We start from the raw sequence: 15,259 nt of genomic DNA, 5'->3' as shown, positions 1-15,259 counted from the left end.
GTGAAAGGTTCATGGAAGCCAAGCAAAAATGGCTCTTTATCGTACTTTATAAGGAAAAAGTATTAGTCATGGAAGTTTTCATTTTGTAGAATATAGGATAGGAGGCTGATTACATAATGTATAATGCTATAAAAATTCTCGTGGTGGATGATGAGGAAAGAATCCGCCGGCTGCTAAAGATGTATTTGGAAAGAGAAGAATACATAATCGATGAAGCCGAAAATGGAGATATGGCTTTAACAAAAGCCCTTGAAAATGAGTATGATTTAATTTTATTGGATATTATGATGCCTGGTAAAGATGGAATCGAAGTTTGCCGTGAATTAAGGGAAAAGAAAACGACACCGATTATCATGCTGACTGCTAAAGGGGAAGAAGTGAACCGCGTTCAAGGATTCGAAGTGGGGACCGATGATTATATCGTAAAGCCGTTCAGTCCCCGTGAAGTCGTATTAAGGGTTAAAGCTTTATTACGTCGCTCTTCAAGCACTAGTTACATGCAGACGGAAACGACGGCAAAAGATGTGATCGTCTTCTCGCATCTAACCATTGATAATGATGCTCACCGTGTTCTTGCCGATAACAAAGAGGTCTCATTAACACCCAAAGAATATGAATTATTATATTTCTTGGCGAAATCCCCAGATAAGGTTTTCGACCGGGAGCAATTGTTAAAAGAAGTGTGGCACTATGAATTCTTTGGGGATCTTCGAACTGTTGACACGCATGTTAAACGCTTACGTGAAAAATTAAACCGCATATCCGAAAACGCAGCTAAGATGATTGTCACTGTTTGGGGTGTAGGTTACAAGTTCGAAGTCATTAATGACTGATGCTATGGGGCAGTGTTGTAGGGAAGCTATGGGCAACGATCCTATTGCTCGTGTCATTTGTACTAATTGTTTTAACCGTTCTGCTAGTCGAATTCTTTGAGAATTTCCAGATTGAAAATATTGAAAATGATTTAACCAAAACCGCTGAACAAATCATTAAGGTAACGAATGAACACCAGGGGTCCAGCAATGAGGTTTTACAAATAGCTTCGGAATTAATAGGCAATGAAACGAAAATGATCATTCTTAATGATGACAAAATGGTATTCTCATCAATCGGAGGGGAAAATGAGTTCGAAATCACGCCGGAACTCATTAAAAATGATTCCGAATTGATCAAGGTTTTTACGGAAAGAAAGACTGTGAAAAAGGAAATGGCGCTATCCGATGATGCAGACAATAAGGAATTGTCCGCAATCGTAGTAGGCATTCCACTTGAATTGAATGGGGAACAGGATGAAGTTTTCCTATTTCAATCGTTGGAGTCCATGGAAGAAACCACAAAATCGACTACACAGTTCATATTATTAGCAGCAGGCATCGCCATTATTTTGACAACGATTTTTGCTTTCTTTTTATCTACAAGAATCAATGCACCATTGGTGAAGATGAGGGAAGCCGCACTAGCGATTGCCCGGGGGAAATTTGATACAAAGGTTCCCATCTTGACTCAAGATGAGATCGGTGAACTTGCCATAGCGTTTAACCAGATGAGAAAACAGCTGAAATTCAATATGAATGCACTTAGTCAGGAAAAGGAACATCTCTCTAGCATTCTTAGCAGTATGGCAGATGGGGTCATTACCTTCAATAAAGATGGCACAATTCTTGAAACGAATCCGCCAGCAGAAAGGTTTCTGCAATCCTGGTACTTTGAAAAGGGCTATAACCGGGAAGATAATGTCAATGTCCCATTGGTTTTGATGAATCTTTTTGATGAATCAGAGTCCTTCGATAAGGAGCAAGTCGGTGAAATTACTTTGCAGGGCCGCGATTGGGGATTCATTGTCAGTCCGCTATATACAAATGCCGACAATATTAGGGGAGCAGTGGCCATCATACGGGATATGAGCGATGAAAGACGTATGGACAAACTTAGGACTGATTTCATAGCGAATGTCTCACATGAGTTAAGAACGCCGATTTCAATGTTGCAAGGATATAGTGAAGCGATCGTAGATGACATTGCGAGCAGTGAAGAGGAAAAGGTGGAAATGGCCCGCATCATCTATGATGAGTCTTTGAGAATGGGCCGTTTAGTCAACGATCTCCTCGATCTAGCTAAATTGGAATCGGGTAAAATGAACCTTAGCTATGAATGCGTACCTATTTCTCCTTATTTAAAGAGGATCACAAGTAAGTTTTCCGGGCTGGCTAAAGAAAAGGGAATCACCATATCAGCCAGCATGCAAGACGATCAAATTCAATGGCACTTCGATCCGGACCGCATTGAACAGGTTTTGACCAATTTAATTGATAATGCGATTCGTCATACTCCTCCGGGCGGTAACATTGATGTCATTCAGAGGACAAGTGATCGAAGGGGACTGATCATTGATGTGAGGGACTCTGGATCTGGAATTCCCGAAGAAGATTTGCCTTTTGTATTCGAGAGGTTTTATAAAGCGGATAAAGCAAGGACCCGCGGCCGTTCGGGCACCGGTTTGGGTTTGGCAATCGTAAAAAATATAATCAATGCCCATGATGGCTTCATTTCGGTAAACAGTTTACCTAATAAAGGGACGACGTTCAGCTTTATCCTGCCTCGAATTTTGGAAAATGCTGAATGACGGGTGGCTTGCCAAAAAATCTTGTTTCATAAGGAACTGAGAAAACAAAGGCAATTGGATTTCTTTCCAACTTGTCTTTGTTTTTTTTTAGGAAACAAAATAAGAAGTCCTTGATATATGGAAATTAACGGAATTTTATAATAAGATTAAAGCCGAAGTATGTAACTTTTGTTTTGGATTGACGACTATATTTATGAACGGAAGTGGGGAAATGATGGATTCCGTTTTCCACGATCTTTATGAAAAATATCATCAGGAAATATATCAATTCATTTTTTATATGACTAAAAATCGAGAAACGGCGGAGGACCTAGTTCAGGAAGTATATATACGGGTGATGAAGGCCTATGAACGCTTCGAAGGAAAAAGCAGTGAAAAAACGTGGATGTACTCGATTGCAAGAAATGTGACGATTGATTACTTTCGGAAACAAAAAGGGTGGAAAGATAAAATCTTCCCTAACTTTGATTGGGATAGGCAATTGATAAAAGATAAAGAGCCCATTCCGGAAGAAGTGGCTATCATGAACGATGAAATCCAAGATATTTATCATTGCTTAAACCGGTGTACCACGAATCAAAGATCCGTCATCATTTTACGATATATTCAGGGATTGTCCATTACGGAAACTGCTGAAGTACTGAATTGGAGTGAAAGTAAGGTAAAAACGACCCAGCACCGTGCTTTGAAGGCTATTAAAAAGTTGATGGAAGATTTATCAGGAAAGGAGGGCCACCGCATTGAGAAGATCCCGTTGGAAAGAAAGCGAAATTGAAGACATGCTGTGCGAGCTTCCGAAATTAAAAGATGACCGAACCAAGGCAGAGGTGTTTGCGAGAATAAATGTTAAGAAGAAAAAGAAACACTGGATACCTCTATTTGCGGGTGTTGCCTCCTTATTCTTAATGGTTGTTTTGGCATCATCTTTAATTGTTGAAAAAAAAGGAACGACAAGTCATGAGGACAGCGGCAGTAGTGGGAAATTATCTCTATCTGAAAATAAGGGAATGGCAGATCTTGAACTTCATGATGCGAGTAACATAGAAAATCATTCAGCGGATAGACAGGATAATCAAAAGTTTTCGAGTAAGCAAGCGGAAATCGAATCTAAAGAAAAGGTTTCAGAAATGGAACCCCGAAAAGGGGAAAAGGAAAAAACATTTACACAAGCCATCTATCAAGATGACCTTAAAAATGCATCGATCATAACGATGGGTGTTCCAGATGATCAAATGAATTTCATCGTTCCCATTTCGATTAAACTCAAACATTATGACGAAAGTGATAAACTGAATCAGTTAGTTAATCAAATGTCCGATATGGATGAAGAGCAATATGGGCTATCTGACTATTTTCCACTTGATATAAAAATCAGCCAAGGAAACGATATGACCACTGCTCATATTGATTTTCAAGAAAAAAGCCGACTATTGGATGAAGATACACTTTTTCTCCATTCGATGGAGGAAACGCTTTCCTATAACAATATAGAGAAAATGACATTTTCTACAGATGGTAAGCAAGGTGCCATGTTTGCGCACGCAGGTTATTTAAAAGAGGTGGATATACCTCATCAAAAAAATCGCACATACTTTCTTTACCAAAAGGATGAGTCCTCCCCAAGGTTCCTTGTTCCAAGCAATATGGGTTATCAGGACTTTGAGGAGGCGCTGCAAGCAGGAAAAGGGGAGGCGGACATCGAAGGAATTTCACCTGCAATCCCGCATGACCTGAAATGGGAAAGGATAAGTTCTAATGGAAATCTTGTGATCATTCAATTATCAGATCAAGTTGCCATTGAAGATAGTAAGGAATCCCTTCAAGCTTTAGAAGCCATACTCTTCATTGCCAAGGATTTTGGTTTTGAAAAAGTGAAGTTTGAAAATGCTCCCATTGAAGAGGTAGGCCAGCTGAATTTAACTGAAGACATATTGGTGCCCAAAGCACCGAACCAAGTGAATTGAGGTGTGATAAAACACCCGGTCTATGGTTGGCAAAAGCCTCTTGCATTCACAGAAAAAGTGCCCGTGCTGGACGGGCACTTTTTTCTATTTATAATGAAATACGGGCCATGAATGTAATTTCTTCTGTTTCCATTAAATATTGTTTCATGTTGTCTTCTAATGGTAAATCAAAGCTCAAAACCATGATGGCTTCACCGCCAGCTTCTTTTCGGCCAACCTGCATGGTTGCGATATTCACATCGTGATCACCTAGGACCTTACCTACGTTACCGATTACCCCAGGTTTATCTGTATGCTGGATATAAAGTAAATTCGATTCTGGTTGAAAGTCGATTTTGAAACCATTCAAACTTACAATTCGAGAACCGTAATTTTCGATATAGGTTCCACTGATTGTTAATTCACGGTTGTCACCTTTTACTTTAAGGCTGATCAAATTCGAGTAACCTAAAGAATCCGTAGAGATTTTTTCACCAACGGTTATGCCATGCTCTTTTGCGATCAACAAGGCATTCACTTCATTGACTGATGCATCGACTCTTGATCTGAAAAAGCCAGAGATTAGACTTTTTGTAAGAATCGCTGTATCGAAATCCAATGATTCTCCTGCATACGTAACGGAGATTTCCTGAATGCCTTCATTCATGCACTGAGAAGCAATGGATCCCATTTGCCGAACAAGTTGATAGAAAGGCTGTACCTTTTCAAACACTTCTTTAGATATGGCTGGAAGGTTGATTGAACTTGAGACTGGGTTTCCTTCAAAATAGGTCAATACTTCCTGGGCAACCTGTACCGCAACATTTAATTGGGCTTCTTTCGTGGAAGCACCAAGGTGCGGTGTAGCAATGACGCTATCCAGTTCAAGCAGTTTATGGCCAAGTGGAGGTTCTTCGACGAAAACGTCCAGTGCCGCCCCTGCAACATGTCCTTCGACTAACATTTCATATAAATCATCTTCGTCCAGAATTCCACCACGGGCGCAGTTTAGTACATAAACCCCCTTTTTACAGGTAAGCAGTTTTTCTTTATTGATTAATCCTCTAGTATCATTCGTTAGTGGTGTATGAACTGTAATGATGTCTGCTTTAGGAAGCAATTCATCTAACGGCAGGGCCGTTACGGACATTTTCTTTGCACGATCGACTGTCAGGTACGGATCATAGACAATGACATCCATGCCAAACACTTTAGCACGTTTTGCAATTTCCCCTCCGATACGTCCAAAGCCAACTATACCTAATGTTTTACCGCGAAGTTCAGTTCCCGTATATGAAGAACGTTTCCACTCCCCATTCTTCAGTGAAGCATAAGCTTGCGGAATGTGGCGCATTAATGAAGCCATCATCGCAAATGTATGTTCAGCTGTTGAAATGGTATTGCCGTCAGGTGCATTAACCACGACAATCCCGCGTTTTGTCGCTGCCGGGATGTCTATGTTATCAACACCGACACCAGCGCGTGCTATAATTTTTAATTGCGGCATACGGTTCATTAAATCTTCCGAAACCTTCGTTGCACTTCTCACAAGAATTGCATCGATCCGATCTAGTTCGTTTGTAGCTTCCTCTACGGTTTTCTGAATGAGATGAATATTGGATGCCTCTGATAGCGGTCCAAGTCCTTCTGGTTTAATGGCGTCTGCTACTAAAATCCGATACACGTCTAAACACCTTCCTAGGGAAAAGAATTATCTTAAATTTCAGTTAATTTTACAATTGAAATGCTGATTATGTCAATTTGGCTTATCTGGATGTAAGCGCTTAATAACAGGATTTTTCATCTGATTTTTTGATTAATATCGTGATATAAATGGCTTCGTCTTCTTTTGCATAATATAAAAAAATTTCGCTTATTTGTTTTAAAGCATTCATTGCTTTCGATCGATATTCATCCTAAATGCATTAATCGAGAGAAAATGCTATCAAAAAAAAGGAATTTCAGATATAATGGGAAGTATAAAAATTTAATAGGTCTATCTTCGGGGCGGGGCGTAATTCCCCACCGGCGGTGATGAAGGAATTTCTTCTTCTAAGCCCGCGAGCCTTACAAGGCAGGATTTGGTGTGATTCCAAAGCCGACAGTATAGTCTGGATGGGAGAAGATGGAGGTTCCTGAGTGCGTTTCAACAGTTATTTGCTGAACGTTTGTTTGATGTAGCCTTTAATTTATCCCTTTAATTCTATTGGAATTAAAGGTTTTTTATTGAGCATCAGCATATTTTGGAACCCAAACCTCTTTTTCAGGTAGATCGGAAAAGAAGGAGAGAGAACTATGAATAAGAACAAAGTGAAAAAAACGGTCACACTTGCGATGATGGGAAGCATTTCTTATTTATTGATGCTTTTAAATTTCCCGTTTCCAGGATTCCCGCCTTTTCTCAATGTCGATTTTAGCGACATACCAGCACTGATGGCGGCATTGATTTTCGGTCCGATGGCTGGAATTCTAGTCGAGTTCATTAAAAACCTTTTGGATTTAGTCATGACTGGGACCATGACTGCTGTACCTGTGGGGCATATCGCTAACTTCATAGCCGGAATACTGTTTGTCTTGCCAACTTATTATGTATTTAAGAAAATCAATTCAAAAAAAGGGATGACGTTCGCTTTACTTGCGGGGACAGTTTCCATGGCAGTATTCATGAGTGTTTTAAACTATTTTGTCTTTTTACCGGCATATACCTTCTTTATGGGATGGGATGCAATGTCGGCGCCAGAGTCAAGAAAGTTCGTTACGACGGCAATCTTGCCTTTCAACGTGATTAAAGGCGTGCTCATCACATCTGTATTCATGTTGCTGTTCATTAAATTACAGACATGGATCAATAAACAAACATTATATAAAAATGCTTAACGGCATTGACGATAGAAATGAAAAAACAACCGGATATCCATATTCGGTTGTTTTTTTATGTTTGTTTTTTTTTGTATGAGACAAAAGAAAAAGCCATTCTCGATAGAAAATGGCTTGTACCGTTATTCGAATTTTAGTGCGTCTCCGTCAAATGCTTCGTCAGCAACTTTAATGGAATCCGTTGGGCATCCTTCAAATGCATCCATCATGTCGTCTATAAGTACATCTGGAATTTCAACGATTCCCTCGTTATCGTCAAGGGTAACAAATGCAATCCCTTCGTCATCATAATCATATATATCTGGTGCGGCTGCTCCGCAAGCTCCACAAGCTATGCATGTTTCTTTATCCACAATAGTAAATTTAGCCATGAATATAACCCCTCCTAAGTTGATTAACAACTGATAATCTTTTTATTTCAGATTATTATCTCTTTCTTATTGTAAGACCGAATGCCAAACTTTTCAATAGAAATTGTATTGATAATAACTATCATGTAGCTGAATGTCAACGAAAAGCATCGAAATTATTAACTTGGTTCTTTCCATGGTTCGTCATTTAGTCACATATTTTTCCTTGTATTCATCAATAATAACGGCGATTTTTGCAGTTTTTTGTTACAATGGGGTTATTGGTTAAATGAAACAAGGATGTGAGTCCCATGAATAATTATCTACAGGCCATCATTCTATATGCGATAAAAAAATTTCAAGGCGAACGTTCCATTTATGCTATATACCATATGCTTCAGGGTAAGAAATCGTCACAAACAATCCAGGATGCCCATTTATTCGGCTTAACGGATATTTTTGGGACAATACCCCGATTTACCCGTCAGCAATTAAATCAAAACATTGAACATTTACTTAAGCATGAGATGATTGATTTAACGGATAAATCAGATGCGTATGAAATTAGTATGCAAGGTGAGGGAATGTTAGGCGATTACTTTAAAAAATATCCTTTTCCGGCGTATATAAATGGTTGGAAGTATAACAATATAACCCCGGTTTTCTGGGGAAGGTTAAACTTACTCATTCAAACCATATCCCATATTGTCCACAATGAAAGACGTTTTTATCCGATTCAACGAAATCCCAAAATCCAATACTTCGTAAAGGAATTTTTACATGTCAATCGTCAGGATCGAGCGGTGATTGCCCAACATCTATATGATGAACTGGTATTCCTTTTAGAAAGTCAAAGTGATATGAAACGAGACATTTTCATATTGAGGTTAACCGGAATAAACAGGATTGGACTTACGTTTGAACAGATTGCAAAAAGGAAAGAGATAGAAGAAGAGTATGTTCGCTTTACATTTCTTGACACATTGCATCAAATGCTTGCAGAAATGGAATCGGGAAAGGATTACCCACTCTTGTCATCATTAACCAATGATTGGAAAAGCAGTGGGAATCCTCAATTGACACAATCTACAAAGACAACTTTACGATACATCCAGGAAGGGAAAAATCTGGATGAAATAGCTGGAATCCGCAGATTGAAGGTCAACACCATCGAAGATCACCTCGTGGAAATTGTCTTATCGGAAAAAGATTTTCCGATTTCCGATTATGTAACTATCGAGGATGAGAGGGACATTGCTGAAGCTATTAAGGAACTTGGTACGAAAAAGCTTAAAGCAATCAAGCAAATGGTCGATAATAAACAAATAAGCTTTTTCCAAATAAGACTTGTACTTGCGAAAATAGGTGAGTGATGATGAACATAGAACGGGTCCTCAAAGAAAAATTCGGATTTAATGAATTCCGCCCTGGACAAAAGGAAGTGGTTGAATCATTGATGTCCGGCCGTCATACCTTAGCGATGCTCCCAACCGGGTCAGGTAAATCATTATGTTACCAGCTGCCTGCTTATCTCTTAAATAAGACTGTTCTAATTGTTTCCCCGTTATTATCTTTAATGCAGGATCAAGCAGATCAGCTGAAGATGAGCGGCGAAAAAAGTGTATTGACCCTCAACTCTTTTTTGACGCTAAATCAAAAAAGGAAAGCTTTTGACCGGTTACATAGTTATCGTTTTATCTTTTTATCCCCTGAAATGCTAAGCCTGGACGGAGTGATAAAATCCTTGAAATCCATAGACATAGGTTTATTCGTCATAGATGAAGCACATTGCATCTCACAATGGGGGTATGATTTCCGTCCGGATTATTTGAATTTAGGAGAAGTGAGGCGTGAATTGAACAATCCGTTGACTCTTGCCCTGACGGCAACTGCAACCGATGAGGTCCGGAGGGACATCGTTGGTAAACTCAACATTGGGCAGGCCAAGGAAATGGTCTCATCTGTTGATCGGGAAAATATTGCAATTATTGTCGAGCGGATGTTCAGCTACGATGAGAAGCTAGCCCGTGTGCTGGAACTTGTCAAGAAATTTACCGGAAGCGGAATTATTTATTTTTCCTCTAAAAAAGTGGCGGAATCAGTCACTGGGTTTTTACAGGATAACGGGATCGATAGTGTCAATTATTATCACGGTGGAATGGAACAGGAGCAAAGGATGCTCATTCAGCAGCAATTCATTTCCGGCCAGTTGAAAATTATATGTGCGACAAGTGCTTTTGGAATGGGTGTGAATAAATCGGATGTCAGATACGTTGTCCATTTTCATATCCCGTCCACGATGGAAGGGTATCTTCAGGAGATAGGCAGGGCGGGACGAGATCGGAAACAAAGTGTGGCTGTCTTATTATATAGCGAAGGGGATGAAGGGCTTCCCCTGCATTTGATGGAGCAACAGTTGCCTACGGATTCGCAAATCGATGGTGTATGTTCTTTCCTTAATGCATCACACAAAAATATGGCGAATTTGACCCTCACGGAAAAAGATCAGCTGTCTCAATCCTTTTCGTTGAACGAAACCCAGCTCCGTTTTTTTACGCAGCTTATCACGGGCAATAACCTAGATCAAATGGAAGAGATGAAAGACTATTGTCAAAAGAGAAAATCAAGGAATCAGGAAAAGCTGTATAAATTCCTTCACTGGATATATGCCCAGGAATGTCGCCGTTTAGGGATACTGGACTACTTTGGAGAAATGCATCGGGAAGTGAATCCCATCTGCTGTGATATTTGTGGGATGGATGTCGAAAAAATGGCTGATGTATGGCCGGAAGTGAAGATGGATCCGGTGAATTCCTTTTCCACTTGGAAAAAGGAATTGGCTTATATCTTATTAAAGAAGGAAAATGGCAATGAAAAATAAGCAAGCTGAAATAATTAAACAACTTACAGATAAACAGTTGCTATATAATTTGTTTCTTACGCAAATTATTCTCTTAACGTTAGCCATCTTTTTAGGTATTATTTTATTTAAAGACCGTTCAGCTTTTTTCGACTTATTTATCTTTGATGACCTGAACATTTTGCTAATTGGAATTCCCGCTGGAGTTATTGTCGTGTTATTTGACATATTGTTTATGAAAGTGACACCATCTTCCTATCAGGATGATGGAGGTATTAACGAACGCATTTTCAGTAATTTGTCATACCCGATGATTTTTGCCGTAACTTTAGTGGTTGCGATAAGTGAAGAAGTATTATTCCGCGGAGTGCTGCAAACACATTTTGGTTTGCTTCTTACGAGCCTAATTTTTGCAGCCGTTCATTATCGTTACCTTTTTAATTGGTTTTTATTTTTAAATGTTTTGGTTTTGAGCTTCTTTATCGGTTTTTTATTTGAAATGACCGATAATCTCATCGTGACGATAACAGCTCACTTTTTAATTGACTTTATCCTTGGTATTTTAATCAGGAACAAAAAGCAAAGAGGGTTTAGCAAGAAAGGGGGTGACTTGAATGAGCCGAGTGCAAAAGAATGAAAATGAAAACGATCAGGCTGGTGAACTCCGTTCGCGAATTGAACGTCAGAAGGCCAAGTCCTCATTGCCCAAACGGAGCAAAGTCCACCAGAATAAAAAGAAAAAAAGTAAAGTGAAGAAGTTCCCAATGATACAATTATTAGCATTATTTTTTATTTTACTTCCAATTGGATTTTACACCCTTTATACATATCTGCAGGGTAGGCCTGTACCTGTTGTGAAAAGTGACCAAGTCGTCTTTAGTGAGGAATCGATTCCAACTACAGCTACTGCAGATGATTTAAATGAAAAAGAATCGGCAAAGGCTAAAGCGGAGAAAGAAAAAGAAGAAGCTGAGGAAAAAGCCAAAGCGCAGCAAGAAGCTAAGGAAAAAGCCAAAGCGCAGCAAGAAGCTGACGAAAAAGCCAAAGCGCAGCGAGAAGCTGAAGAAAAGGCCAAAGTACAGCGAGAAGCTGAGGAAAAGGCCAAAGCACAGCGAGAAGCTGAAGAAAAGGCCAAAGCACAGCAAATAGCTGATGAAAAAGCAAAGAAGGCAGAAACAGAAAAGCAAAAGGCTTCCGAAAATGTTCAAGCTGCGAAACCGGATAAAGAGGGATACAAAGTTGTCTTACATACTGTTCAAGGTGAGGAAACATTATTTCGCATTTCCATGAATTACTACAAATCACAGGAAGGGATTGCTCTGATCAGGGAGTGGAATGGGCTGAATGGCAATGAAATTTCCAAAGGTCAGGTATTGAAAATTCCTATCAAGAAATAACGATGGCACTCTGTCTTTATAGGCAGGGTGTTTTTAAGATTGTATGACTTAGTTCAGTTTAAAGGTAAACGTGACAGGTACTTTATCATTTTTTCCTCTGCTTTTTCATATCATGATTTGAAAGAGCAGAGGAGGAAATGCGATGGAATCGACAATCATTTTATTGGATGAGAAAACGGATCAAGCAACAAAGCAAATGCTGCAGAATGTCGTGGATCGAAAGAAAAAATTCGAGGCACTTAAAAAGAAGCACCTTCAAAGCTTATGGGCAACCATGATCGTTGCTGCCCTTTTTATGATTTATCTATATTTTTATATCGTTGTACCCTATTCCTATTCCTTTTTCAGTATGTTTAGTGTTTTCGTCGACCATTTTAGCCATTTTCTTTTTTTGGCTGCAGCAATTGGTTTATATGGATATATGGTATTAATTAAAAAAAAGCTTGATAAAGCTGAAAAGGAGTTTCAACTGCTACGCTGTGAAATCATTAATAAAAGTAAGCAATTGTGGGAAAAAGAGGAAGAATGGAAAAGCCGCCATAAGGTTTTTGAAATGATGAAGAAGAATTATGATATTAACTTATATCATGAAAATAAATGATGATCGCGTTAAATCATATTTAATTGCGGGTAATATGGTTTTATGGTTATATGAAAGTACGTTTGGGATAAGGATGGAAAGAAGGTTTAACTTAGATGTTATGGTTATCTGGATTATTTTTAGTCATCATTATGCTGTCATTTGCCACGATCATTTACATGTGGCGTACGGCTATGCAAGATAGGGTGATTTATCAAGACTTATATTTTAAAGACTTTCCTGAAGGCTTTGGAGATGTTCGGATCTTTTTTATATCCGATCTTCATCGGAGGATCGTTGCGGATAAATTAATTGAGGAATCTCGTGACAAGGCAGATTTGGTGATAATCGGCGGTGACATTAGGGAAAGCGGGGTTCCCTTAGAGCGTGTAGAAAAAAATATATTGAAACTAAAAGAACTTGGTCCCCTTTATTTTGTTTGGGGTAATAATGATTATGAAGGAGACTTCCATGAACTGGATGCGACTCTTTTAAAACATGGTGTGAAAATCCTTGATAATACAGCTGTTTCTTTTGAGTCTCAAAATGGCAGCAAAATCGCTCTTCTGGGCATTGATGATATATCGGAAGAACGTGATAGGCTTGACCTTGCCCTGTCGGATTGCGGGAATGAAGACTTTCGTATTTTGGTGAGCCATAATCCATTGGTCAAGAAACAGTTGACCCCGGAACACCATATTAGTCTTGTCCTGTCAGGTCACACCCATGGCGGGCAGATTCGTATATTCGGATTCGGGCCCTATCAGATCGGCAGCATTGAAAAAGAGGGGGACTGTTTATATATGACGAGTAATGGTTATGGGACAAGCGCAGTGCCATTAAGGCTCGAGGCAAAGCCGGAAACGCACCTCTTCACCCTGAAAAGGGGGAAAGACACTAAAATAGGCGAAGCTGAGGAAAAGACCTATTAGGCTGCTATTAATCGAGCATATCGGAATTTTACAGACCATGAAAAATCCACTATAATTTCAACAAATGATCGTACAGTTATTGGAGGCCTTGTAAAACCATGCAAGAAGGTAAATATAATATAAAGGCAGTTTCAAAACTGCTGGACATTCAGTCGGGAACCCTTAGGGCTTGGGAAAGGCGCTATAAATTTATCGAGCCTGTCAGGAATGAATCGGGGCACCGTCTGTATACTGAAAAACATCTGCAAATCCTTAAGTGGCTCATCAATAAAACAAAGCAAGGTTTTACAATAAGCCAAGCCGTTTCACTTCTCGAAAGTACTGGCACTCTAGCTCCTGGAGTTCCTGAAACGAACCGAAAGAATGAACAAGCGATTAAGTTATCGGAAGAATTAATCGAAGCTCTATTGAATTTCAATGAAAATAAAGCTCATATGCTGATAAGCCAAGCATTCAGTATGTATACCATCGAACAAACCATAGTTGATGTACTTGGCTCCATATTGGTTCAGATTGGGGATAAGTGGGAAAGGGGAGAAATTACTTCTGCTCATGAACACTTTGCTTCGAACATCCTGAAATCCAGGATCAGTTCAGTTATGCATACCATTCCGACTAATGGTTTTCTGCCGAAAGCCCTTACTGTTTGTGCTCCCGGTGAAAAACATGAATTTGGACTGTTGGTCTTTACCGTTTTTTTGAAGAGGAAAGGGTATGAAACCATTTATTTAGGTGAATCCATTGCTGATAATGACCTTCTTACCGTTTTAAACATCATAAAACCTACTTACCTATTCATGTCATGTTCACTGAAAGAGAATCTTGATGGAACATTTAGGCTGGTTGAAACATTAATAAAGGATTTCCCGGATTTGAAGGTGGGTCTTGGCGGTGCGGCTCTAAGCTTCATTTCCGAGGAAAACCGTACGGCTTTCAGCGGAGTTTTAATGGGGGACACGCAGTCGAAATGGGAGGAATGGCTGAAAGGTTAAGGGCGGCCTGCTTAAGAGAAATAATGGATATGCACCCTGCGACCAAGGCTTCATATGATGTATGAAGATGGTAACCAGGGGGCATTTTTTTATGAAGCTGGAGCGATTAACTAATAATAAAATCAAGATTTTTTTGACCCTTGATGATTTAATTGATAGAGGCATAACAAAAGAAGATATTTTAGGGAATTCCTTAAAGGTCCACAAGCTATTTCAGGATATGGTCGAGGAAGCGTGCGAAGAACTCAGCTTTAAAATGAGTGGCTCCATTGCAATTGAAATTTTCTCTTTGCCTGCACAAGGGTTGATAATCATTGTGACAAAGGACGAAGAGGAATTATTGACTGACGAAGAGGAATTCTTGGATTTACAAGTGAAAATAGATGACTTCCCCCATATCCTGTATGTTTTCAGTGACTTTGAAGATATCGTCCAATTATGTCGCAGATTATCTTTTCAAGGATTGCTTAATAGTACTCTTTATCATTTTGAGGGAAGATACTATTTGCTTATCGAAAATGTTAAAGACACGACCTATGACACGGTCATATCTTTAGCGGCTGAGTATGGCCATGCATCTACATTGACACTAAGCCGCATCAATGAATATGGAACTTGTATAATCGAAAATGAAGCGATACATGTTTTGCTCACACATTTTAGCTGATGAAAAGGCAGCCACATTATGGTAAAAACAATGTGGTT

At 39.3% G+C, this 15,259-nt stretch carries 15 protein-coding genes and 1 riboswitch; of the genes, 13 read left to right on the top strand and 2 right to left on the bottom strand.

The annotated features are described in order from the left end of the window. Positions 1 to 116 precede the first annotated feature (116 nt). The 4 genes from JNUCC41_RS25265 to JNUCC41_RS25250 all read left to right on the top strand — a co-directional run bounded on the left by JNUCC41_RS25265 (position 117) and on the right by JNUCC41_RS25250 (position 4,587). Positions 117 to 833 carry a response regulator gene (locus JNUCC41_RS25265; RefSeq protein ID WP_192205381.1) on the top strand — a complete coding sequence of 239 codons (717 nt, stop codon included), beginning with the start codon at positions 117 to 119 and terminating at the stop codon, positions 831 to 833. Beyond that, on the top strand, positions 830 to 2,623 hold the full coding sequence (locus JNUCC41_RS25260; RefSeq protein WP_192208333.1) for an ATP-binding protein: 1,794 nt from the start codon (positions 830 to 832) through the stop codon (positions 2,621 to 2,623). Before JNUCC41_RS25265 ends, JNUCC41_RS25260 begins: the two co-directional genes overlap by 4 nt. Before the next feature lie 211 nt (positions 2,624 to 2,834). Continuing rightward, positions 2,835 to 3,398, top strand: a complete 564-nt coding sequence (sigX, locus tag JNUCC41_RS25255) for an RNA polymerase sigma factor SigX (protein WP_342614122.1) — start codon at positions 2,835 to 2,837, stop codon at positions 3,396 to 3,398. Then, positions 3,364 to 4,587 (top strand): GerMN domain-containing protein, encoded by a 1,224-nt coding sequence (locus JNUCC41_RS25250; protein WP_192205380.1) that lies wholly within the window; start codon positions 3,364 to 3,366, stop codon positions 4,585 to 4,587. The genes sigX and JNUCC41_RS25250 overlap by 35 nt, the downstream gene beginning before the upstream one ends. An 88-nt stretch (positions 4,588 to 4,675) precedes the next feature. Here JNUCC41_RS25250 and serA read toward each other — a convergent pair whose 3' ends face one another. Next, positions 4,676 to 6,250: a phosphoglycerate dehydrogenase gene (gene serA, locus JNUCC41_RS25245; RefSeq protein WP_192205379.1), complete on the bottom strand. Its 1,575-nt coding sequence runs from the start codon at positions 6,248 to 6,250 to the stop codon at positions 4,676 to 4,678. Between the two features lie 310 nt (positions 6,251 to 6,560). Beyond that, positions 6,561 to 6,697: riboswitch (FMN riboswitch) on the top strand. A 164-nt stretch (positions 6,698 to 6,861) separates the two neighbouring features. Between serA and JNUCC41_RS25240 the strand changes: the two genes are divergently transcribed. Beyond that, positions 6,862 to 7,443, top strand: coding sequence for an ECF transporter S component (locus JNUCC41_RS25240; RefSeq protein WP_192205378.1), 582 nt, complete (start codon positions 6,862 to 6,864; stop codon positions 7,441 to 7,443). 122 nt (positions 7,444 to 7,565) lie between these two features. Here the strand turns inward: JNUCC41_RS25240 and JNUCC41_RS25235 are convergent, their stop codons facing one another. Then, entirely contained in the window at positions 7,566 to 7,814 is a 249-nt protein-coding gene (locus tag JNUCC41_RS25235) for a ferredoxin (protein WP_034308087.1), read from the bottom strand. Between the two features lie 290 nt (positions 7,815 to 8,104). On the opposite strand from JNUCC41_RS25235, the gene JNUCC41_RS25230 reads away from it, so the two are divergent. The 8 genes from JNUCC41_RS25230 (at position 8,105) to JNUCC41_RS25195 (ending at position 15,221) form a co-directional block, all read left to right on the top strand. Continuing rightward, entirely contained in the window at positions 8,105 to 9,166 is a 1,062-nt protein-coding gene (locus JNUCC41_RS25230; protein WP_192205377.1) for a YpbB family protein, read from the top strand. 2 nt (positions 9,167 to 9,168) lie between these two features. Continuing rightward, entirely contained in the window at positions 9,169 to 10,674 is a 1,506-nt protein-coding gene (locus JNUCC41_RS25225; RefSeq protein WP_228467458.1) for a RecQ family ATP-dependent DNA helicase, read from the top strand. Then, positions 10,664 to 11,290, top strand: coding sequence for a CPBP family intramembrane glutamic endopeptidase (locus JNUCC41_RS25220; RefSeq protein ID WP_192205375.1), 627 nt, complete (start codon positions 10,664 to 10,666; stop codon positions 11,288 to 11,290). Before JNUCC41_RS25225 ends, JNUCC41_RS25220 begins: the two co-directional genes overlap by 11 nt. Beyond that, on the top strand, positions 11,268 to 12,050 hold the full coding sequence (locus JNUCC41_RS25215) for a LysM peptidoglycan-binding domain-containing protein (RefSeq protein ID WP_192205374.1): 783 nt from the start codon (positions 11,268 to 11,270) through the stop codon (positions 12,048 to 12,050). Before JNUCC41_RS25220 ends, JNUCC41_RS25215 begins: the two co-directional genes overlap by 23 nt. Positions 12,051 to 12,192: 142 nt before the next feature. Then, the gene (locus JNUCC41_RS25210) at positions 12,193 to 12,651 is read left to right on the top strand and encodes a YpbF family protein (protein ID WP_063233188.1); all 459 of its coding nucleotides are present in this window, start codon (positions 12,193 to 12,195) and stop codon (positions 12,649 to 12,651) included. 95 nt (positions 12,652 to 12,746) lie between these two features. After that, a complete protein-coding gene (locus JNUCC41_RS25205; RefSeq protein ID WP_192205373.1) occupies positions 12,747 to 13,562 on the top strand; it encodes a metallophosphoesterase in 816 nt (271 codons plus the stop codon). A gap of 98 nt (positions 13,563 to 13,660) precedes the next feature. After that, positions 13,661 to 14,554 carry a MerR family transcriptional regulator gene (locus JNUCC41_RS25200; protein WP_192205372.1) on the top strand — a complete coding sequence of 298 codons (894 nt, stop codon included), beginning with the start codon at positions 13,661 to 13,663 and terminating at the stop codon, positions 14,552 to 14,554. A 91-nt stretch (positions 14,555 to 14,645) separates the two neighbouring features. Further along, a complete protein-coding gene (locus JNUCC41_RS25195) occupies positions 14,646 to 15,221 on the top strand; it encodes a genetic competence negative regulator (RefSeq protein ID WP_192205371.1) in 576 nt (191 codons plus the stop codon). Positions 15,222 to 15,259 lie beyond the last annotated feature (38 nt).

The sequence above is a fragment of the Brevibacillus sp. JNUCC-41 genome, assembly GCF_014844095.1.
GTDB classification, from domain to species: Bacteria; Bacillota; Bacilli; order Bacillales; family DSM-1321; genus Peribacillus; species Peribacillus aracenensis.
The sequence above is the reverse complement of the archived record's forward strand: the minus strand, read 5'-3'. Positions and strand labels throughout refer to the sequence as shown.